The 20,883-nt window shown below is 57.6% G+C and carries 18 protein-coding genes and 1 other annotated feature; of the genes, 16 read left to right on the plus strand and 2 right to left on the minus strand.

Annotated features, from left to right (window positions below):
• Positions 1 to 11 precede the first annotated feature (11 nt).
• The 11 genes from KXU80_RS27760 to metG all read left to right on the plus strand — a co-directional run bounded on the left by KXU80_RS27760 (position 12) and on the right by metG (position 14,115).
• Entirely contained in the window at positions 12 to 1,151 is a 1,140-nt protein-coding gene (locus KXU80_RS27760) for a pyridoxal phosphate-dependent aminotransferase (RefSeq protein WP_258171210.1), read from the plus strand.
• On the plus strand, positions 1,148 to 2,773 hold the full coding sequence (locus KXU80_RS27765) for a cobyric acid synthase (protein WP_258171211.1): 1,626 nt from the start codon (positions 1,148 to 1,150) through the stop codon (positions 2,771 to 2,773). Before KXU80_RS27760 ends, KXU80_RS27765 begins: the two co-directional genes overlap by 4 nt.
• 17 nt (positions 2,774 to 2,790) lie before the next feature.
• Complete coding sequence (locus tag KXU80_RS02645; RefSeq protein ID WP_219836750.1) at positions 2,791 to 3,504, plus strand: adenosylcobinamide amidohydrolase; 714 nt, start codon at positions 2,791 to 2,793, stop codon at positions 3,502 to 3,504.
• Between the two features lie 135 nt (positions 3,505 to 3,639).
• Positions 3,640 to 6,336, plus strand: a complete 2,697-nt coding sequence (gene hrpB, locus KXU80_RS02650; protein WP_219836751.1) for an ATP-dependent helicase HrpB — start codon at positions 3,640 to 3,642, stop codon at positions 6,334 to 6,336.
• Positions 6,337 to 6,400: 64 nt separating this feature from the next.
• On the plus strand, positions 6,401 to 6,676 hold the full coding sequence (locus KXU80_RS02655; protein ID WP_258171212.1) for a DUF1294 domain-containing protein: 276 nt from the start codon (positions 6,401 to 6,403) through the stop codon (positions 6,674 to 6,676).
• A 40-nt stretch (positions 6,677 to 6,716) separates the two neighbouring features.
• Entirely contained in the window at positions 6,717 to 7,103 is a 387-nt protein-coding gene (locus tag KXU80_RS02660; protein WP_219836752.1) for a CPCC family cysteine-rich protein, read from the plus strand.
• 217 nt (positions 7,104 to 7,320) lie between these two features.
• A complete protein-coding gene (locus KXU80_RS02665) occupies positions 7,321 to 9,414 on the plus strand; it encodes a HelD family protein (RefSeq protein ID WP_219836753.1) in 2,094 nt (697 codons plus the stop codon).
• 98 nt (positions 9,415 to 9,512) lie between these two features.
• Positions 9,513 to 10,610, plus strand: a complete 1,098-nt coding sequence (locus tag KXU80_RS02670; RefSeq protein WP_219836754.1) for a DUF3900 domain-containing protein — start codon at positions 9,513 to 9,515, stop codon at positions 10,608 to 10,610.
• A 35-nt stretch (positions 10,611 to 10,645) separates the two neighbouring features.
• Positions 10,646 to 11,062: a ribosomal maturation YjgA family protein gene (locus KXU80_RS02675; RefSeq protein WP_258171213.1), complete on the plus strand. Its 417-nt coding sequence runs from the start codon at positions 10,646 to 10,648 to the stop codon at positions 11,060 to 11,062.
• Between the two features lie 113 nt (positions 11,063 to 11,175).
• Positions 11,176 to 12,123, plus strand: a complete 948-nt coding sequence (locus tag KXU80_RS02680) for a phosphotransferase family protein (RefSeq protein ID WP_219836756.1) — start codon at positions 11,176 to 11,178, stop codon at positions 12,121 to 12,123.
• A gap of 45 nt (positions 12,124 to 12,168) precedes the next feature.
• Positions 12,169 to 12,429: a binding site (T-box leader), on the plus strand.
• Between the two features lie 42 nt (positions 12,430 to 12,471).
• Positions 12,472 to 14,115, plus strand: a complete 1,644-nt coding sequence (gene metG / locus KXU80_RS02685; RefSeq protein WP_219836758.1) for a methionine--tRNA ligase — start codon at positions 12,472 to 12,474, stop codon at positions 14,113 to 14,115.
• Positions 14,116 to 14,122: 7 nt separating this feature from the next.
• Here metG and KXU80_RS02690 read toward each other — a convergent pair whose 3' ends face one another.
• Positions 14,123 to 14,629, minus strand: a complete 507-nt coding sequence (locus tag KXU80_RS02690) for a serine hydrolase domain-containing protein (protein ID WP_219836759.1) — start codon at positions 14,627 to 14,629, stop codon at positions 14,123 to 14,125.
• 174 nt (positions 14,630 to 14,803) lie between these two features.
• Here KXU80_RS02690 and KXU80_RS02695 point away from each other — a divergent pair, with 174 nt between their 5' ends.
• The 3 genes from KXU80_RS02695 to KXU80_RS02705 all read left to right on the plus strand — a co-directional run bounded on the left by KXU80_RS02695 (position 14,804) and on the right by KXU80_RS02705 (position 17,751).
• Positions 14,804 to 15,547, plus strand: coding sequence for an SDR family NAD(P)-dependent oxidoreductase (locus KXU80_RS02695; RefSeq protein WP_219836760.1), 744 nt, complete (start codon positions 14,804 to 14,806; stop codon positions 15,545 to 15,547).
• A 105-nt stretch (positions 15,548 to 15,652) separates the two neighbouring features.
• Positions 15,653 to 16,321, plus strand: a complete 669-nt coding sequence (locus KXU80_RS02700; RefSeq protein WP_219836761.1) for a response regulator transcription factor — start codon at positions 15,653 to 15,655, stop codon at positions 16,319 to 16,321.
• Between the two features lie 2 nt (positions 16,322 to 16,323).
• Positions 16,324 to 17,751 (plus strand): sensor histidine kinase, encoded by a 1,428-nt coding sequence (locus KXU80_RS02705; protein ID WP_219836762.1) that lies wholly within the window; start codon positions 16,324 to 16,326, stop codon positions 17,749 to 17,751.
• 70 nt (positions 17,752 to 17,821) lie between these two features.
• Here KXU80_RS02705 and thrC read toward each other — a convergent pair whose 3' ends face one another.
• Positions 17,822 to 19,117: a threonine synthase gene (gene thrC, locus KXU80_RS02710; RefSeq protein ID WP_219836763.1), complete on the minus strand. Its 1,296-nt coding sequence runs from the start codon at positions 19,115 to 19,117 to the stop codon at positions 17,822 to 17,824.
• A gap of 158 nt (positions 19,118 to 19,275) precedes the next feature.
• On the opposite strand from thrC, the gene KXU80_RS02715 reads away from it, so the two are divergent.
• Positions 19,276 to 20,169: a LysR family transcriptional regulator gene (locus KXU80_RS02715; protein WP_219836764.1), complete on the plus strand. Its 894-nt coding sequence runs from the start codon at positions 19,276 to 19,278 to the stop codon at positions 20,167 to 20,169.
• 53 nt (positions 20,170 to 20,222) lie between these two features.
• Positions 20,223 to 20,858, plus strand: a complete 636-nt coding sequence (locus KXU80_RS02720) for an FMN-dependent NADH-azoreductase (RefSeq protein ID WP_219836766.1) — start codon at positions 20,223 to 20,225, stop codon at positions 20,856 to 20,858.
• Positions 20,859 to 20,883 lie beyond the last annotated feature (25 nt).

Consider the following 20,883-nt stretch of genomic DNA (forward strand, 5'->3'; position numbering starts at 1 on the left):
AGGACAATCAGATGCTGGAACGTTACGGTCATGGCGGTGATTGGCGCACTGCTCAGGAGTTGTATGGATCTGGGGAAGAGAAGCCGGATTTCGTCGACTTCAGCGCAAATATGAACCCGTTCGGCCCACCGGCGTGCGTGGGTGAATTGATTCGAAATTATGGCGATTGGATTGCGCGGTATCCGGACCCGGCGGTTCGTGGGCTGCGCGGCAAGCTTGCGCTCCATCATGATGTTGATGCGGATAGCCTGCTTGTCGGCAACGGCGCGGCGGAATTGATCGACTTGTTGTTTCGCCTGCTGCAGCCGGCGATGACGGTGCTGGCGGAGCCGTGCTTCAGTGAATATCGGGATGCCGCAGTGAAGTGCGGCAGCCAAGTTCATACGATTGCGCTGCAAGCAGAGCAAGAGTTTCGGCTGACGATGGGTGTCATTGAGGATACATTCGCGCAGCTGCGTGACGCTGGTAGAACCGGCGGGCAAACGCTGTGGTTCTTCGGTTCGCCGAACAATCCGACTGGACAGGTCGTGCCGGCTGACATCGTAAGGGAGCTGCTTCGTTGTGGAGAAACAGTTGCAGTGGATGAAGCTTTCATGGATTTTGCCGGCAATGAACGGGAGTTAAGTTTGCTGGGCGATGCAGCATCTCGCGAGCGATTGATCGTCATCCGGTCGATGACGAAGTTTTATGCGATTCCGGGAATCCGGCTTGGTTACATGGCGGCCCATCCTTCTCTGATCAGGCAGTTGGCGGCGCTTCAAGTCCCTTGGAGCGTCAATTCGCTGGCGCAGCAGATCGGCGAAGCCGTGCTGGAGGATAACGCGTACGCCCAATCGACGAGGGCATGGCTGGAAGCAGAACGGCGCTGGTTGATCGAAAACATATCCGCTCTCGGACTGGTTGCATTTGGCAGTGCGGCGGTTAATTATCTATTACTGGCCATTCCCGAAGAACTCGGGTGGACGGCAGCCCGGCTGCAGGAAGCGCTTGGATATAGAGGTCTGCTTATTCGCGATGCGTCGCATTTCATAGGCTTGAACGACAGATATTGCCGCATTGCGGTACGCCTGCGAACGGACAATGAGCTGCTGCTAAGGCATCTGGGCGAACTGCTTGGCAAAGAAAGCTCAGAGGGTGAGGATGGCTTTTGAAACGGAAGAATAACGAGCTGGCACGCACGCTAATGATCCAAGGCACGGCTTCGGATGTCGGGAAGAGCCTCTTGACAGCCGCGTTCTGCCGGATTTTGACGGAAGACGGCTATGCGACCGCGCCATTCAAATCCCAGAACATGTCGCTAAACTCCTATGTCACCTGGGACGGCAAAGAAATCGGCCGCGCGCAAGGGCTGCAGGCGGATGCATGCGGGATTTTGGCCACGACGGATATGAATCCCATCCTGCTTAAGCCGAAGAAAGAAATGGTGTCCCAAGTGGTGGTGCACGGCAAGCCGCTTGGCGATTTCGAAGCGCGGGTGTACAGGGAAGAAGTGTTGGCGGAAGCCGGAGTGATCGTTCAAGACGCACTGCTCCGGCTTAGAGAAGCGTATGACGTCGTCGTGCTGGAGGGTGCGGGAAGTCCGGCTGAGATCAACCTGAAGGACAAGGATATCGTCAACATGCGGGCGGCCGTTTGGGCGGATGCTCCTGTCCTGCTCGTGGCGGATATCGACCGCGGGGGCGTATTTGCATCGATCGTCGGGACGCTCGAGCTGTTGGAGCCGCATGAACGGGACCGTGTGCGCGGCTTTATCATTAACAAGTTCCGCGGCGATGTGTCGCTGCTGCAGCCGGGTTTGGATTGGCTGGAAGCGAAAACAGGCAAGCCGGTTCTTGGGGTGGTGCCGTATTTGCCGAACGTGGGCTTGGAGGATGAGGATTCCTTATCGCTGGATCATGCTGTTGCCGCAGATCGGGCTTTGTTCAGCAAAGCTTCGCACGACGGGAAGCTGGATATTGCCGTTCTCCGCCTGCCGCATATTTCGAATTTCACGGATATCGATCCGCTTCGTGCCGAAGAGGATACGTCCGTCCGCTTTGTCGCATCAAAGGAGCAGTGGGGGCAGCCGGATGCGGTAATTGTCCCCGGCAGCAAAAATACGGTGGACGATTTGCTCTTCTTGCGCAAGAGCGGTCTGGCCGCATTATTGGACCAATTCATGCGCTTGGGCGGACATGTCGTCGGCATTTGCGGCGGTTATGAGATGTTTGGCGCTGCGCTGCTCGATCCGGATCATACGGAATCGGACTTGGATGAAACGCCGGGGCTGGGCTGGTTTCCGTTTGACGTGAAATTCGCAGCCGAGAAACAGACCGAGCGCGTGGAAGGCTTCGCGACGCTGCCAGGCATGCCCGGCGAATATCCGGTCGAGGGTTACGAGATTCATACGGGCGAGGTCCAGTGGCATTCGCATGTGCCCCTTCAAGTGTACGGGAACACGTTACAGTCTGACTCCGCCTCGACCGTCAGGCCGTTCCTGCTTCGCAGAAGCATGGCTCCGGGCGAGCAGCTGCAGACGAACGAATTTCAGGCTGAGGGCTGCGCAAGCGGAGACGGCCGTGTGTGGGGAACGTTTCTTCATGGCGTGCTGCATAATGATGATTACCGGAGAGCTTGGTTGAACCGGCTTCGTCTTGTGCGCGGCTTGGATGGGCTTGCGACCGGCGTCCGGGTCAGTGAGCGGAGAGAGCAGGCGTTTACGCGCTTGGCTGATCATATTCGCAACAATACGGATATCGAGCGAATCAAGCAAATCATAGGCTTGTCCAGATAGGGGGGGGGGGTGCGGCGATGAGTCAACCATTTCGAAACGAGAATCACATGTATAGCTCGTCGATTTGTCCCGGTATATCGATTCGCCATGCCGAGGATCGCATGATGATCAAAACGAGCGAAACTTATTTGACGCTGAGCAGCGCTGTGCATGGAGGCGGCTTCGGGAGCGCGTATCGTTTCATGAACTGGAAGGTGCCGCTTAGCTATGATTGCAGCGATCCGGTGCGCGATTTTGGAGAGAAGCTGAACGAATGGGGCTACTCGCTGCATACGACCATCGGCATGCTGACCGCGGCGAAGCTGACGCATGCATCTATCGCGGAGACTGAGGGCGAGGCGTTCACTATGCTCTGCTGCACAACGGCAGGTACCAGCAACGCGGCCCGTTCCGGGCTTCCGCACCCAACCTACGCGCTATATACGCCGGGAACGATCAATACTTTCCTCCTTATCGACGGACGGCTGACTGCTTCGGCGATGGTGAACGCGGTCATTACGGCAACGGAAGCCAAGACTACGGCGCTGCAGGACTGCGGCATTCGCGATAAGCAGCATGATCTGCCGGCGACGGGGACGACGACGGACTCAATCGTGATCGCTTCAAGTCAAAGTGACCGATATATGCGGACGCATCCCTATGCGGGTGCAGCGACCACGATCGGCGATGCGATCGGCCGCCTCGTTTACGAGACGGTATTCGAAGCGGTGCGGACGCAGGGCGAGCAATAGCGGAGAAGGAGGAAACGCGCGGACCGGAGACGGTTCCGTGCGTTTTTTCATGGGGCGGTTTGGCGGCTGTTTTGACGATGAAAGCCTGAAGTCCCTATAATAGAGCATAGGAAAGATAGAACAGGGGAACTCGACATGAAAGACGCTTACGATAAAATCACCCAGACAGAGCTGCCGATCGACAGCCTGCTGCCGGAGCTGCTGCAGACCTTGGAAGAAAGAACCTCGGCGGTGCTCGTCGCGGCGCCCGGCGCCGGCAAGACGACCCGCGTGCCGCTGGCGCTGCTTGCGGCGCCTTGGCTTGCGGGGCAGCGCATACTCATGCTGGAACCCCGCCGCCTGGCGGCGCGTTCGGCTGCCCGGTATATGGCATCATCGCTGGGGCAGCAGGTTGGCGAGACGATCGGATACCGCGTGCGGATGGATACGAAAGTCGGACCGAATACGGTCATCGAAGTCATTACGGAAGGCGTCTTAACGCGCATGCTCCAGCAGGACCCTTCGCTGGAAGGCGTCGGCATCGTCATCTTCGACGAGTTTCATGAGCGGCATTTGCACGGTGATCTAGGCCTAGCGCTCTGCCTGAAGGCGCAGTCGGTATTTCGCGAAGATCTTCGCCTGGTGGTGATGTCCGCGACGCTGGAAGCGGAGCCTGTCAAGGAGCTGCTCGGCGGTGCGCCGCTGCTGGTCAGCGAAGGAAGCGCGTACCCGGTGGATACCTTCTACGTGCCGAAGCCGGTCGGCGGGCGTCTCGAGGATGCCGTCGTTCGCTGCGTGCTGGACGCGATGAAGCAATATGATGGCGACGTGCTCGTGTTTCTGCCCGGCGCCGGCGAAATCCGCCGCGCGGAAGGGCTGCTTCGCGGGGCCATTGGAGGACGTGCAGCGGATGCTGGGCATAGGCCTGCAGTGGTGGTGCTTCCGCTGTATGGCGCTCTTTCACCGGAAGCGCAGGACCGAGCGGTCGCAGCAAGCGCGGGCGGCGAACGCAAAATCGTGCTCGCCACCTCCATTGCGGAGTCCAGCGTGACGGTTCGCGGCGTCCGTATCGTCGTGGACGGCGGCCTCAGCCGCGTGCCGCGCTTCTCGCCGCGGACAGGCATGGCGCGGCTTGAGACCGTGCCGGTATCCGTCACTTCGGCGGATCAGCGGCGAGGCCGCGCCGGGCGGGAAGCGCCGGGCGTATGCTTCCGGCTCTGGAGCGAGAGCGAGCATCGCCGGCTGCAGCCGCAGAGCGATCCGGAGCTGCTAGGCGCTGACCTTGCGCCGCTGGCGCTGGAGCTTGCGATCTGGGGGGTCGAAGACCCCTCGGAGGAGCTGGCATGGTTGACGAAGCCGCCCGCCGCTGCCTATGCGCAGGCGATGGAGCTGCTGCGAGAGCTGCGCGCCGTGGATGACACCGGCAAGCCGACCGCGCATGGGCGAGCCATAGCGGAGCTCGGCATGCATCCGCGCCTAGCGCATATGGTGCTGGAGGCGAAGCCGCTCGGGCTTGGCGCGCTCGCTTGCGAGCTTGCGGCGCTGCTAAGCGACCGCGATCTGCTGCGCAGCACGCGCAGCATTGACTTGCGGCTGCGCCTCGACGCGCTGCACGGACGCGGTGCCGAAGCTGCTGCGGTTGATCCGGCCGCGGCGAAGCGAATCGCCGCGGAAGCGCGCGAGTGGATGCGGGCGGCAGGCATCGCACCGCATCCGCAGGAGCAGGGCGGCTCAGCCGGATCGCCGCGCCGGCAGGGCGGCACCGGCGGCGCAGGCTCCGCGGCTGCCGGCCCGGCAGGCAGGGCCGGCGCAGCCGAAGGCGATTCGCCGCGCTTGGCCGCATCCGCGGCTGCAGCGCAGCCGCTCGCGGCGCTGCAGCCGGATACCGCCTGCGGCGTCCTGCTCGCGCTCGCGTATCCCGATCGCATCGCGCAGCGGCGCGGCGACGGTCGCTTCCTGCTACGAAGCGGGCGCGGTGCCGCCGTGCAGGAGCTGCAGCAGCTCTCGTCGGCGCCGTACTTGGCGACCGCGGAGCTGGAGGACAGCGGCAGCGACAGCCGGATCCTGCTGGCCGCACCGCTTACACTGGCGGACCTGGAGACCTATTTTGCCGATCAATTAGAGTCGGAGACGGACGTGAGATGGGATCGGCAGGCCGAAGCCGTGCGCGCGAGACGCCGGGTGCGGCTGGGCGCGCTTATTCTGAAAGAATCGCAGCTTGCTGATGCGGATGCGGGACAAGTCGCCGAAGCGCTGCTCGGCGGCATTGCCGACAACGGGCTTGAGCTGCTGCCGTGGACCAAGCAGGCCCGGCAGCTGCAGGACCGCATCAATCTCATGCACGCGCACAATCCGGAATGGCCGGATGCGTCCGAAGCCGCTTTGCGCGCGTCGCTTCCAGCTTGGCTCGGTCCCTATATTGGCGGCATGCGCAGCCGAAACGATCTGTCCCGGCTGTCGATGGCGCCGATCATCGAATCACTGCTGTCCTGGCAGGAACGCCAACAGCTGGACGTGGAGATTCCGACGCATCTGACGGTGCCAAGCGGCTCGCGCATTCCGCTCGATTACAGCGACCCTGCCGCGCCAGTGCTTGCCGTCCGGCTGCAGGAGCTGTTCGGCCTGCGGCAGACGCCGCGAATCGCAGGCGGGAAGCTGCCTGTCACGATCCATATGCTTTCGCCGGCTCACCGGCCGGTGCAGGTGACGCAGGATCTTGCGAGCTTCTGGCAGCATGCGTATTTTGATGTCAAGAAGGATCTCAAAGGCCGGTATCCGAAGCATTACTGGCCGGACAACCCGCTTGAAGCGCCTGCGACGAACCGGGCTAAACCCCGGCCGCCGCAAGCTTAATTTTCGCTCGCAATTCTTGCGGGCGCTTTGCACTTATTCTATGATCATGAAGGAGACTGCTTCCGTGACACTATTCGAGAAGCTATGCCTTGCTTATGCAATTATCGTAAACCTCTACGCCTTCTCGCTTATGCGAGTAGACAAAATCCGTGCGGTCAAGGATCGCAGGCATCGAATCCCGGAACGCAAGCTGCTCGGCGTGAGCGCCGCCGGCGGCGCGCTTGGCGCATTTGCCGCCATGCGGATGTTCCGTCACAAGACGAAGCATCCTGCTTTCTCCGTGGGCCTGCCGGTCATGCTGGTCGTTCATATTGTTTTGGTTATTTGGGCAATCCAATAGAAGCAGAAGCCTCAAATGTAAGCAGAAAGGAATCGTTGCAATGATTCGTTATTCATGTCCCTGCTGCGGCTATCCGACCTTGGAGCAGCCGCGCGTTTGGGAGATTTGCCGGTTATGCGGCTGGGAAGACAATGGGCAGGACGATCTCTACGCAGACCAGGTCTGGGGCGGTCCCAATGCAGATTATTCGCTGACCGAAGCCAGAGCCAATTTCAAGCAGCATTACTCCATGTACAGAGATCCCGGTAACACCCTGCACCAGACGGAACAAGAATTGAAAGCGAAATGGGCGCTCATGCGTGCTTTCGACAACCTTAAGAACGCGCCTGACGCATCCAAACCGCAGCAATGGCTGCAGATCACCGCGCTGGAAGGCGTGCTGTCGGATACCGTTCAAGCACGCATTGCCGGCATTCTCTATCCGTGACGCTGCGCCGCGAACTGGAACCAATTGACACTCCCGCGGCCCTATGCTATATTGTTCACTCGTGCTCCCCGTGAGCGCATCCCATTATCCGCTATACGATCAGACCAAGCCGCATGCAAATGCGGCTTTCGCCGCCTTCTTTTACATATTACCGTGAGGCCGCGGCAGCCGTTATCATGCAATTACAAGCTTGCAGTCGCAGAGGGAGGTAACTGACATGACCGTTCAAAGTGCCTTTCAAGAAGAGGCTAATCGCATCGACGAAGTACTGCTGCAAATCCGCAAGCAGCTGCGCGGAATCGGACCTCGGTACACCGGCAACGATTTCACGGAGCAGATGCTGGAAATCCAGCGCGAGCAGCGCGAGCAGCGGCTGAACGTCGCAGAGCGGGAGCCTTATTTTGGCCGCATTGATTTTCAGGAAACGGTGCATCCCGCTCCTAAGCCGCTCTATATCGGCAAGGCCGGCGTTGCGCATGAGAAATCCAATGAGGTGCTGGTCGTCGACTGGCGCGCGCCTGTTGCGAGCTTGTTCTACGCCTTCAGCGGCGGAGAAGCGCCTGTATCCTACGAGTCACCGGACGGCGATGTTGAAGGCACGGTGCACCTGAAGCGCAACTTGATGGTGCGCGAAGGGAAGCTCGAGCGCGTGGTCGACAGCTACGTGCGCGGCCAGGAAGAGGAGAGCGTTACGGACGAATTCCTGCTTTACCGGCTGGGCGAGAGCAAGGACAACAAGCTGCGCGATATCGTTTCGACGATCCAACAGGAGCAGGACCGCATTATCCGTACGGATAAAAATAAAGCCGTCTTTATACAAGGGGTCGCGGGCAGTGGTAAAACAACCGTTGCGCTGCATCGGCTCGCTTATTTGCTGTACCGTTACGCAGGATCGATCCGGGCGGAACGCATGGTCATCTTCGCGCCGAACCGGATGTTCCTCGATTATATTTCCGGCGTGCTTCCGGAGCTTGGCGTTGGCGACATTCTTCAGACCACGTTTCCGGACTGGGCGCTGGAGCAGCTCCAGCAGACGGTACGTTTGGACGAAGCGTACGACCCGATGAATTACTGGTTCGAGCAGCCGCGAACCCGCGAAGAAATTCAAGGCTCCTCGAGCCGCATCAAGGGAAGCCTGGCATTCAAGGCCTTGATTGATGCCAAGCTCGCGCTGACGGAATCTTCGCTCATCCCGGTGGAATCGTTCGAGCCTATGCCTGGCTGGCGCGTCACACCTGAGATGATTACGGAATGGCTGTCGACCGACGAGAGCAGCGAGCCGTATATGAAGCGCCGCAACCGGCTGGTCAGCCGCCTGAAGCGCTGGCTGGAATCGGAATGGAAGACGCGCCGTCTGACGGACAGCAAGCTGAAGACGAAGCTGAACACGAAGCTGAATGCCTACGTCAAGAAGATTCCTTCGCCGACCGCGCCGCAGCTGTACAGCTCGCTGCTCGGCGACGCCGCCGCTCAAGAGCTGCTCACTTCCAAAGGCTGCGCGGCAACGATCAAGCTGCTGAAGACGAAGCTCGTATGGCCGGAAGACTTGGCGCCGCTTGTCTATATTCAGGTCCGCCTGAACGGATTCGACGGGCTGCCGTACGATCATGTCGTAATCGATGAGGCGCAGGACTACTCGCCGTTCCAGCTGGAAGCCTTGAAGCAGTGTCAGCGTCAGCCGTCGATGACGGTGCTAGGCGACTTGCAGCAGGGGATTCACGGCTATGCCGGTATTCACAGCTGGACAGAGCTGACGTCGTTGTTCCTTGAAGCCGACACCGGCTATTTCGAGCTGGATCGCAGCTACCGGTCGACGATGGAGATTATCGACTTCGCCAACCGCGTGCTCGGTGCCATGGGCGACGGTGTGAAGCCGGCTGTGCCGGTATTCCGGAGCGGCGAAGCGGTCGACGTCGTGCCGCTGGCGAATGACGCCGAACGGCTTGATACCATTGCAGATACGATTCAATCGTGGCAGCAGAACGCCGACTATCGTACGATTGCCGTGCTAGGGCGCAACACCGCCTCCTGTGAAGCCATTTCGAAGCGGCTTGCCGCCGCCGGCATTGAAGCCGCGCTCGTCCAAAGCAAGCAGGAAGCCTACGGCGGCGGACTTACCGTCGTGCCCGCTTATTTGGCCAAAGGGCTGGAGTTCGATGCCGTGCTCGTCGCCGATGCCGACAGCGGCAGCTTCGGCAGCAATGACGCCAAGCTGCTCTACGTGGCTTGCACGCGGGCGCTTCATAAGCTGAAGCTTCTCTATTGCGGCGAGCTGACGACGCTTGTCGCGGAGCCTGCCGCCGTTTCCTAAATGCGGGACAGAAGCGGACCGGATATGCTATGCTAATGGCTTGTAGACCAAGGCTTAGCCTGGTATAACCGTTTGATAGCAGAGGGGAATTGCGACAGATGGATTTTATCGTGGAATACTTATCTTTTTTTGTCATACAGGGGGAAGGCGGCGACAGCGCCGCGGCGAAGACGTTTACCCATTACCAAACCTTGGATCGCTATGATTATGCGGACAGCGAGCTGAAATCGTTCCTGGACGGCGAATTTACGCGGATCGTGAAGCGAAAAGCTGAGCGCCACCCGAGCACGGATGCAGCGCCGACGAAGATCGGCCGCTTTATCGTGGAGCCGGGCTACGAGCTCGACAGCAATCCGAACTACAATACGTTCCAACGGCTGCGCACGGCGGAATCGGCAGCGGAGTTTCACGGCTTCGCCGACGAGCTTGTCCGACTGTACATGGAGGCGGCATCCGTTCGCGGCGGCGCCTTCATCGTTGTGCACGCTACGCCTAACCGGCATACGGATCAGCCGATTCTGTTCGTGCTGAAATGCGATTTCGAACCGAAAATCGCGCGGATCACCGATGCGGACAACTTGATCTCCCATGTGGAAATGGCCATAAGCGCACGCAACATGAAGTCCATTCAATATCCGCATATGCCGGAAGAAGGCATGCTGGAGTACTGGGAGCTGAAGATCCACCAAGCCTCGCATGCCCGGTATTTCGAGGATTTCCTGCGTTTTATCAGCTACGAGAAGGCCATGCCGGAGCTCATGAACGAGCAGGTGCTGACGATGGTGCATGACTACATGGAGGACAAGTGGCAGGGCCACGAAGGCGAGGAGCGCCAGCAGGAGGCGCAGCAGTTCGAGGTATGGGCGGCCAGCGAGAAGCGCGAGCTGCAGGAGTCGTGGCCGCAGGAGCGGGTCATCGCCGCGGCGGAAGTGCTCGTGGAGCAGCAGCCGAATCTCAGCGTGGCGTTCAAGCTAGGGGATATTTCGGTGAAGGGGCCGCTGTCAGAGTTCGGGCAGACCATTCATTTTGCCACCTACAATGGCCGTTATATCGCCCTCGTCGAAGGTGACTTCTTCCAATTCGATCGCAGCATGTCGCCGGTCGAGCTGCTGCAGCCGCCGGATTTGCTTGAAGTGCTGGAAGTCGTGGGACGTAAGAAAGAGAAGGAAACGCCTAAAGACGATCTGCCGTATTAATGCGGCGGACGGGAGCCATGAGAGGAGTCTTGCGCTTGCTCAACACGCGGTTCGGATACGGGCTGTCAGTGCTGGCTGCGATTGTTCTGGGGCTCGGCTCCAGGCATTATGCCCATGACTTGCCGGATTGGCTGGCGGACCATGCGGGCGATGCGCTCTGGGCGTGCATGGTTTACTTCGGCTGCCGCTTGCTCTGTCCCGGCCGAAGTCTGCGATTCGCAGCCTGCACGAGTCTTCTGTTCTGTTGCGCGATCGAGTGCAGCCAGCTTTATCAGGCCGATTGGATCAACGCGTTCAGGCATACAAAGCTTGGCGGGCTCGTGCTCGGACAAGGCTTCCTTGCCGTAGACTTCCTGCGTTATACAGTCGGAGTCATCGCTGCTCTAAGCATGGATGGGTTGTCGCAGGCAGGAAGAAGACGAACAGCAGACAGCATCACGACTTTCAAATAGCGAGTTTGGGCGATTGGCAGGCATAGAAGCTTCCAGTCGCCTTTTTTACATACAGATCTCCATGCTTCGGTCGAACCGAAGTCAATTCTATTCAGAAAGAAAGCAGGTGTACCATGAGAGAATGGTTGGATGATGAAGCGCTTCTTCGTAGTCGGATTCCGTCGCTGCACGCCTGTACGAAGCTCGAACGTATCTATAAAGGGTACTCGGGCGACACCAAATTGATCGGCTTTGCCAGCGATGACCGGCCGCTCTACCTGCTTAGAACCTATAGCTTAGATGAGAAAACGAGAAAGGAATCGGAATTCGCAGCCCTTCAGCTGATGGAGCGTCATGGCGTGCCCTGCTCGCGGCCGATTGAAATCGGCGATCTGCCGGATCTCGGCATCGGATACATGCTCTTGTCCTACATCGAGGGAGCTGAAGCGACGGATGCGCTGCCGCTTCTGACGGGTCGCGAGCAGTATGCGGTCGGCGTTCAAGCTGGCATCGAGCTGCGCGGCATCCATCAGGTGCGTCCGGCCGATCCGATTCGGCCTTGGCATGAACGTATGGCGGTCAAGCATGCCGCTTACCGGGAGGCCTATGCCAGCTGCGGCACGATTCTCCGGGATGAGGCGAAGCTCTTGTCCTTTATTGACGGGCATCTTCATCTCATGCAGGACAGGCCGAACCGGTTTCAGCATGATGATTACCACGTCGGCAACCTGGTGATTGCAGGCGGCCGTCTGTCCGGGGTCATTGATTTTAATCGCTTCGATTGGGGAGATCCCCTGCATGATTTCCTGAAGGCCGGTATGTTCAGCGCAAAAGTCAGCGTGCCTTTTGCTGTTGGCCAAATTCGAGGGTATTGGAACGGCAGCGAGCCAGACGAGCGCTTCTGGCAGCTGTACGCGCTCTACTTGGCGATGACGCTTATCTCATCCGTCGTGTGGATTCTTAACGTGAAGCCGGAGGAGCTTGACCTCATGCTGCTTAAGATTAACGCGGTCTTGGACGATCACGACAGCTTCGAACGTATCGTTCCTGCTTGGTACAGCTCCTATGCGGAAGCCGATTGACATTGGATGCGGCGATTGTTATTATTTGCAATAACTTCAATATCTTGAATGGCTAAGAAGAGAAGAGTACCTTGGCGACGTCTTTCGCAGAGAGCCCCGGCAGCTGGGAAGGGGTAAAGCACCGACTTGGGAATATGGTCTCTGAGCTGCGCATCGAAGCCCACGTGGTTGTAGACTGCGCCGGAACCCGCATCCGTTAACGTGCTAGGGTATACACGCGAGCCGCGTCGTACCTGAAGAGGCAAATGCCGAGAGGCATTGGTAAAATTGGGTGGTACCGCGTGAGTTTCAACTCTCGTCCCTTTGGGATGGGAGTTTTTTGCGTTCTAAGACAAGGAGGGAAGCGGAATGGCGAATATTTTTATCGGTGGGGCATGGCCTTATGCGAACGGTTCCCTGCACCTGGGCCGGCTGGCGAGCTTGCTGCCGGGCGACGTGCTGGCGCGTTATTACCGTGCAAGAGGCGACAAGGTGCTGTACGTCTCCGGGAGCGACTGTCATGGGACGCCCGTCGCCGTGCAAGCCGCGCAGGAGGGAGTTTCACCCAAGGCTGTCGCGAGCCGCTATCACGAGGAGTTCGTGGATTGCTTTGAGAAGCTCGGCTTCTCGTACGATCTCTATACCCGCACAGACCAGGAATTCCATCATCGTGTCGTTCAAGATCTATTCCTCCAGCTGCTGGAGAACGGCTGGTTGTACAAGAAAACGGTTCAGCAAAGCTTCTGCGAGACGGATCAGCGTTTCCTGCCCGACCGATATGTGGAAGGCACGTGTCCGGTATGCGGAAATCGCGCCCGCGGGGACCAATGCGACTATTGCTCGACGCTGCTCGATCCATCGGACCTCACGGATAAGACATGCAAGCTTTGCGGCAACCCGCCTGTCGACCGCCCTGCGGAACATTATTATTTGGCGCTCAGCCGCTTTCAGGCAGCACTCGCGGATTACGCGAAGGATCATCCGGAATGGAGAGAGAACGCCATCCAGATTACGAAGCGTTACTTGGAAGAAGGCCTCCAGGATCGTGCCGTAACCCGGGATTTATCGTGGGGCGTGAGTGTTCCCGTACCGGGATTCGAAGACAAGAAAATCTATGTGTGGATCGAAGCCGTCAGCGGCTACTTGTCGGCCAGCCAGCAGTGGGCGGAGGAGAACAGCGGCAGCTGGACGGATTTTTGGGTGGACGGGAACGAACCGATCACCGCCTATTACGTGCACGGCAAAGACAATGTGCCTTTCCATACGCTCATTTGGCCGGCGATCCTAATGGGCGCAGGCGGCCTGCACCTGCCCGACCGAATCGTTTCCTGCGAGTACATGACTCTAGAGGGAAAGAAATTTTCGACGAGCCGTAATTGGGCAGTTTGGGTGCCGGATATTCTGAGCCGGTATGGGCCGGATTCGATTCGTTATTTTCTGATCGCGAATGGTCCTGAGAAGAGGGATACCGACTTTTCCTGGCGGGAATTTATTCACAGTCATAACGGCGAGCTGCTTGGCGCCTTCGGCAATTTCGTCAACCGGACGCTGGCCTTTATCGTAAAGTCCTTCGAGGGGCGGGTACCGGAAGGAACGCTTGACGAAGAATGGGGAGCGGCGATTGCGCGTCTATACTCGGATTCAGGCGCACTCATCGAGCATGGCCATTTTAAAGAAGCGATCGAGCTGATCTTCGCAAGCGTCCGCCAGGCCAACAAATATTTTGATGAGCAGAAGCCGTGGCTGCAAATCAAGGAAAATCGCGCGGCGTGTGGAAATACATTGTATGTCTGCGTTCAAATTATCGCCAACCTGGCGAACCTGCTTCAGCCGTTCGTTCCGTTCTCGTGCGATCGGATCAGGCGGTTTCTCGCGTTTCAGCCTCCGGTATGGGAGCCTGTTGCCGCCTCGGCTGGCCAGCAGATTAACGATTTGACGCTGCTGTTCGAACGCATCGACGTCAGCCGGATCGAAGAGGAGACGCAGCGGATGGAACAGCACCGGACATCTTAGTTCCCTTCTAAGGCTTGCAGCAGGGTATGGTTAAACGCAGCCTGATCCTCCTTGTAGTTGTCGGTGTAGCGGTTGAGCATGCGAACGCCGACGGCGTTATGCGTTGGTAGTACGACGCAGTGGCAGCCGGCGGCTCCGGACGCATAATACCAATTGTCCTGATGATACAGCCGAAGAGGCGTTTCCCGGCTTCCTCGGATGTCAGAAGCTCATCATACAGGTCGAATAGTTCTGGCGGAAGCAGACGATTGCCGTTAATGATGCCTTTGCCTAGATGCAGCATTCCCCAGCGTGCAAGGTCAAGCGAGCTCGTGTAGAGATTGCGCTCATGCCCTTCGTTCGATTCGATTCGGACGGAGGCATAACTGCCGTCTGCCTGAAAGACGCAAACGAGACTCGCCTTCGGAACAGAGACCCATTCCGTTGCGCTGCATTGGAGCGGATCAAGGACCTTCGCGGTCAGCAGGTCAGCGATAGTGGAGCCTGTTAGCGCTTGAATGAGCTTGCCGGTCAACCCTCCTTCGTAGCATTTTCTGGGAAAAAGGCTCAAATTGCAAAATCATCCTTCGTCGTTTGCATAGGTACAGGAGCTGGCTGTCCGAGAAAGCTTTCATCATATTTTCATAGAAAGCGAACTCTGCCAGGCTCCTTCAGGCTTCTTTATTCGTAGTTTAGGAGGAATGCAATCATGCCGATGAGAACGAAAGCCGCCATCGTAACCGGTACTTCACGCGGGATTGGCGAAGCGCTTGGAGCTGCACTGCTTGAGCAGGGCTATCGCGTTTACGGCGTATCGCGGTCGGAATCGCAGCGACTGCATGACGAGGCGCACTATACGGCAATGTCGTGCGACCTATCGGATGCGGAGCAGGTCGGATTGCTCGCGGAGCGGTTATTTCGCGAGTATCCTCTTGCGTCGGCCGAAGAACTGCTGCTCATCAATAATGCAGCTATGCAGGAGCCGCTCAGGCCGCTTGAGGCCGTTTCTGTAACGGAAATGACAGATCATATTCAGACAAGCCTGCTTGCGCCGATGGCGTTATGCAGCGCGTTTATTCGCAATACAGCCAGCTTACCTATGTTGAAACGAATTGTGAACGTCACCTCGGGGCTTGCGCTCTATTCCGCGCCGTCGATGAGTTTGTATTGCAGCAGCAAGGCGGCACTGAACATGCTGACGCGATGCATCGCCGACGAACAGCGGGATCGGCCTTATCCGGTATTTGCTTACGCCGTGGATCCGGGCATGACCGAGACGCAGATGCAGGTAACGGCGCGAAGCCAGCCGAAGGGCGATTTCCCTTATGTCGATTTCTTTCGGGAGAGCCACGAGCAGGGGGAACTGCGGACCTCGGATGAGGTTGCCGCCGAGATTCTCCGGCTTCTGGCGATGGAACGGCCGAATGGTTCGCTTCTGCGTGTGAGCGATTGAACCCGGCGTACCGTCCGTTCATATTCCGTTCATAGATCGGTTCTATAGTAAGACAGCAGAGCCTGCGGGAGCAGGTCTAGTTTATTGCATCAGGAGTTGATAGCTGTGGCGACCTTGCTGGTTGTTGATGATGATCCCCATATCCGTGAGCTGATTCGGATTTTCCTTGCCCGTGAGGGGTTTGATATTGTAGAAGCCGGAGACGGCGAAGAAGCGCTCGCCGTGCTTGAGCATACGCAGGTGCTGCTTGTCATTCTCGACGTGATGATGCCGAATATGGATGGCTGGGAGCTTTGCCGCGAGCTTCGCAGAGCTGCGGAGCTGCCCGTGCTCATGCTGACGGCGAAGGGCGAAACAAGCCAGAAGGTCAAAGGCTTCGAGCTCGGCGCAGACGATTACCTCGTCAAGCCGTTCGAGCCGCTGGAGCTTGTGGCCCGCGTAAGAGCGCTGCTGAAACGGTATCGCATCGCGACGTCGCAAGCGGTGCAGGTTGGCGGGGTGCAGCTTAACCGCGAAACGTATGTCGTCACGATGGGGGACTCGTCCATGACGCTGCCGATGAAGGAATTCGAGCTCATCTTCAAGCTGGCCAGCTACCCCGGCAAAACCTTCTCGCGTGAACAGCTGATCGAACAGCTCTGGGGTTTCGACTATGAAGGCGACGAGCGGACGGTCGACGTTCACATAAAGCGTCTAAGGGAGAAGTTTCCCGAGGAGCGGAGCGGATTTCGCATTCAGACCATTCGAGGTCTCGGCTATCGATTGGAGGTCTGATCGTGGCGAAACTACCGAAATGGCTATTACAGAGCTTGAAAGTTATCGGCGGCGTCATCGCGATGAACCTATTGATCTATTTCTGCTTCTCGATTGCCTTCACGATCGTCGGTTATTACAAGGAGAAGCATGGCAATGCCGCGGTGACCGCAGAACTGCAGCAGGACGCACGCTTGATCGGCAGCGTGCTTGCGGGCGAAGCTCCCGAGCTCTGGGGCAAAACATTGTCGAACATTGCGCGCAGCCAATCGTACGTCATCACGCTGGCGGAGCCTTCCGGCGAGCAGCTGCGGATTGCTTCAGATGTGCTGCCTGCAGCGCCTGTTTTCCCTGCAATCGGCAAGGAAAATATCGCGGCGGTTATGGGCGGCGATGTGCTGGAACATCTCGATAGGAAGCAGCCTTTTGCCACAGGCATTGCCATGTTGGGCATCCCGGTCAAGATAGACGGGCAGACGTACAGTCTGTTCGTGCAGCAGAAGGCGCCAAGCTTCTATAAAGGCTTCTGGCAGCAAGTGCTTATTATGTTTCTCGGCTTCCTTCTTATGTTTATCGGTATGCTTCTGATTGGGAGGCCGTGGCGGGAGCGAGGCGGCATCTATGTGTACATTTCGGCCATCCGGCGAATGTCCAAGGGGGATTTCACAGTCACGATCGATAAGTCCGATCAGATGCCGGGCCATTTCGGCGAGCTGGCGGCCAGCATTAACGATATGGCGGTTGAACTGAACCAAATGGAGCGGATGCGGCAATCATTCATTTCCAACGTATCGCACGAGATCCAGTCTCCGCTTACGTCCATTCGCGGCTTCGCGCGCGCCATTCAGCAGGAAGGGCTCGATGAACAGCAGCGGCAGCATTACGCGGGGATTATCGAAACGGAGAGCATCCGGCTCTCGAGGCTGAGCGATAACCTTATGAAGCTTACGACGCTTGAAGCAGACCAGCAGCAGCTGCACCCGAAGGCATTCCGGCTCGATCAGCAGCTTCGCGCCATGATTCTGGCCTGCGAACCGCTCTGGACGGAGAAGAATATTCTCATGGACGTGAATTTGGATGAGAAGGTGATGCTAAGCGGCGACGAGGAGCTGCTCTCACAGGTGTGGATGAACATACTGGCGAACAGCTTGAAATTCACGCCGGAGAACGGGAGCGTGTCCGTTGAGGTGAAGGCGGCAAAAGACGGTGCATCGGTCTGTATCTCGGATAACGGCATCGGAATCGCCCAAGCCGATCTGCCGCATATTTTTGAACGATTCTTCAAAGCGGATAAATCGCGCAACCGCAGGCAGAGCGGCAGCGGCCTTGGTTTATCGATCGTGAAAGTCATCGTCGACCTGCATGGCGGCAAGCTTCATGTCAGCAGCAAGCCCGGGGTCGGTACGACCATAACGGTGACGCTGCCTGATTTTGCGAGCAAGCAAGGATAATTGAAACGCATGTCCTGTTACCCGCAGGACATGCGTTTTTTGGTGTCTCGCTCCGAATAGGCTTGTGCCTTTAATTGCGGCCAGTGGCTGCCGACAAACGGCTTCGTAAGTCGCTATCCAGATTGACATGGACGATTTCGTTGCGCAGCGGCAGGCTGCCGGCAAGGGGATGATTATTCAGATGATAGGCGCGTATCGCATCCGTGTCCTTGAGCAAATGGCCGGTCAACAGGCAAACGGCCGTCTCATCCCGATGGATAGTTCCAGCCAGCACCAGCTTCCGCAGCCCAGCGACCGCGGCAGCCGATGCCGGTTCGCAGCCAATGCCGCTGCGATCGATGCAAGCCTTTGCTTCCATGATTTCGTCGTCGCTGACGGATGCTGTAACACCGTTCGTTCGATCGAGCGTCCATCGCGCTTTGCGCCAGCTGGGCGGATTGCCGATATTAAGCGCGCTTGCTGCAGTATGGGGGCAAGGCTCAGGGAGGAGTATGCACGAAGACTGCGCAATCATGCGATGAAAGGGACTCGCGCCTTCGGCTTGAATAATCGCCACTCGCGGCATTTTCGTGATAAAACCAAGCGAGAATAGATCCTGAAGTCCTTTTCCCAGCGCGGCAGCATTACTCAGTGCTCCTCCGGGCAGCAGAATCCAGTCCGGCAGTTTCCAATTCAGATCCTGCGCGATTTCGTAAATGATGCTTTTCTGTCCTTCGATTCGAACCGGATTTACCGAGTTGCAGATGTAGAGGCCGAGGTCTTCCGCATGTGCCTCCAGCCACTTGATACCATCATCATAGGAGCCGGGAAAAGCATACACCTTCGCGCCGAAAGCAGTCGTTTGCAGCACTTTATTGATGGAAATATCGTGGTCCGGCAAGAGGACGAGCGACGAGTCGCCGCTAGTCGAGGCATACATAGCCAGAGAGGAGGATGTATTGCCCGTCGACGTGCATGCGAATCCTGTGTAGCCCAAGCTGCGGCCGTGCGAGACGGCTGTTGTCATGCCGTTATCTTTGAAGGAACCGCTTGGGTTCTCGCTCTGCGCTTTCAGCCAAAGCCGCCGAATGCCGACGAAGGCTTGAACGGATGGGGCTTCGTATAGGCCTGTATTGCCTTCGTTCCTCGTTACGATCATGTTCTCCGGCAGATCCGGCGCAATGAGTTCTTTGTAGCGCCATACCCCGCTGGCCGCCGCTGAATGTCTCTCACCGAGCCGCTTATGAAATAGGTCTTTCATTTTCTCGGCTTCAACATGACCGAATGACTGTATGATCTCCAGCAATCCGCCACACGTACAACGGTATCGCATCGGCTTAGCCGCCAGTGGATATTGTGCTCCGCATAGGATACAAGCTGCAAGCATCGACATAATTCCCCCTTTATCCGTTTTTTAAACTTTGTTCTCTTGTGGGAGACGTCTCTTGACTTCTACAATAAATTGAAGTCATTAATAATACCAATACAAATATGTAAGGTTTACATAAAAAATTATTATGATATTGGCGGAGGAAGAGAACGACGATGAACTTATATGGACTGGTTGTGTTCCATCATGTTGCCTCGACCGGAAGTGTCACCAAGGCGGCGGAGCTGCTGCGGATCAGCCAACCGGCCGTAACCGCGCATGTACGAAATATGGCAAGCGAGCTGGGATTCGCGCTGCTTGCGCCGAAGGGAAGGGGGATTTTCCTGACGGAAGCGGGAGAACGGCTCGCGGGGCATGCTGCCCGATTATATGCCCTTCAGCAGGAGATCGATCGCGATCTTGCCGATTACCGGACTGGAGCGGCAGGCGAGCTTCGGCTCGCGGCTACTTCGCTGCCGGCGAACTTCCTGCTTCCGAAGCTGTTGTCGGTTTATCGCGAGACCTGCCCGGATGTTCTCGTATCCCTGTTGACGCTGAACGCGAATGAGGCGATGGAGTCACTGCTGCACTACGAAGCGGACGCGGCCATCATTGGAGGCGGTGCGCCGGATTATCCCGGGCTGTGCAAACAGCTGCTGGGTGAGGACGAGCTGTGGTTTATCGCCGCGCCAACGCATCCTTATGCGCAGAGGCAGGTCGCATTTGAGCAGCTTATGCAGGAGCCCTTCATCATGCGGGAGAGCGGAAGCGCCGCCCGGGAGCAGCTGTTAGCCTTGTGCCGCGTGCACGGTACGGGGGCGCCGAGAGCTGCCCTGCAGGTGAGCGGCGTGCATGAATCGCTGCATGCCGCGGCCGCCGGCATCGGCTTGACGTTGGTTTCATCGCTGGAAGCCTCGGCGGCGGTCGCGCGCGGGGAGCTGGTGCGTCTTGGGGTGAAGGATTTGGAGCTGCGGAATGCGATCGTGCTGTTTACGAGGGAGAATGAAGCGCTGCCCCCGGCTGCGAATCATTTTGTACAGCTGCTATTACATGATGCAGCAGCTTGCTGAACAAGCTAAGTGTTGTCCGTCATTCTAGAGAAGAGGCAGGGATCGCATTTATCATGGCAACTGTTCTGTATATCACCGCGCATCCGAATGACCATCACGCATCGTTCAGTATGGCCGTAGGCAAGGCGTTCATCGATACCTACCGGGAATCCAATCCGCAGGATGAAGTGATTCATTTGGACTTGTACAAAGTTAATATTCCTTATATAGACGGAGATGTTTTCACTGCTTGGGGCAAACTAGCTTCAGGAACGGCGTTTGATCAGCTATCGGCTGACGAGAAGGCGAAGGTGGGCCGATTAGGTGAGCTTTCGGATCAGTTCGTCGCAGCGGACAAGTACGTATTCGTGAATCCGATCTGGAATTTCTCGTATCCGCCGCTGCTCAAAGCCTATATCGATTCGATCGTCGTAGCAGGCAAAACATTTAAATATACCGACAAAGGTCCGATCGGTCTCATGACCACGAAAAAAGCATTCCACATTCAAGCAAGCGGCAGCGTGCTGTCATCTGGCATGTATGCCGACTTCGAAATGGCGCACCGTCATTTGGACGCAATTATGAAGTTCATCGGGATTATGACCATCGATGCCGTCTTCTGCGAAGGTATGGCTGCCATGCCGGATAAGGCGCAGGAAATTAAAACCGAGGCGATTAAGAAAGCCCGTGAAGCGGCCAAAAGCTTCTAAAGACAAAGGGGCTGTGATGATGAAC

Source organism: Paenibacillus sp. R14(2021) (genome assembly GCF_019431355.1).
GTDB lineage: Bacteria > Bacillota > Bacilli > Paenibacillales > Paenibacillaceae > Paenibacillus_Z.

Coding starts and splice junctions, on each gene's coding strand:
- KXU80_RS02720 (WP_219836766.1), top strand. CDS start 20,223: ATGGCAACTGTTCTGTATATCACCGCGCATCCGAATGACCATCACGCA.
- hrpB (WP_219836751.1), top strand. CDS start 3,640: ATGAAAGACGCTTACGATAAAATCACCCAGACAGAGCTGCCGATCGAC.
- KXU80_RS27760 (WP_258171210.1), top strand. CDS start 12: ATGCTGGAACGTTACGGTCATGGCGGTGATTGGCGCACTGCTCAGGAG.
- KXU80_RS02665 (WP_219836753.1), top strand. CDS start 7,321: ATGACCGTTCAAAGTGCCTTTCAAGAAGAGGCTAATCGCATCGACGAA.
- KXU80_RS02715 (WP_219836764.1), top strand. CDS start 19,276: ATGAACTTATATGGACTGGTTGTGTTCCATCATGTTGCCTCGACCGGA.
- KXU80_RS02660 (WP_219836752.1), top strand. CDS start 6,717: ATGATTCGTTATTCATGTCCCTGCTGCGGCTATCCGACCTTGGAGCAG.
- KXU80_RS02645 (WP_219836750.1), top strand. CDS start 2,791: ATGAGTCAACCATTTCGAAACGAGAATCACATGTATAGCTCGTCGATT.
- KXU80_RS02695 (WP_219836760.1), top strand. CDS start 14,804: ATGCCGATGAGAACGAAAGCCGCCATCGTAACCGGTACTTCACGCGGG.
- KXU80_RS02670 (WP_219836754.1), top strand. CDS start 9,513: ATGGATTTTATCGTGGAATACTTATCTTTTTTTGTCATACAGGGGGAA.
- thrC (WP_219836763.1), bottom strand. CDS start 19,117: ATGCTTGCAGCTTGTATCCTATGCGGAGCACAATATCCACTGGCGGCT.
- KXU80_RS02680 (WP_219836756.1), top strand. CDS start 11,176: ATGAGAGAATGGTTGGATGATGAAGCGCTTCTTCGTAGTCGGATTCCG.
- metG (WP_219836758.1), top strand. CDS start 12,472: ATGGCGAATATTTTTATCGGTGGGGCATGGCCTTATGCGAACGGTTCC.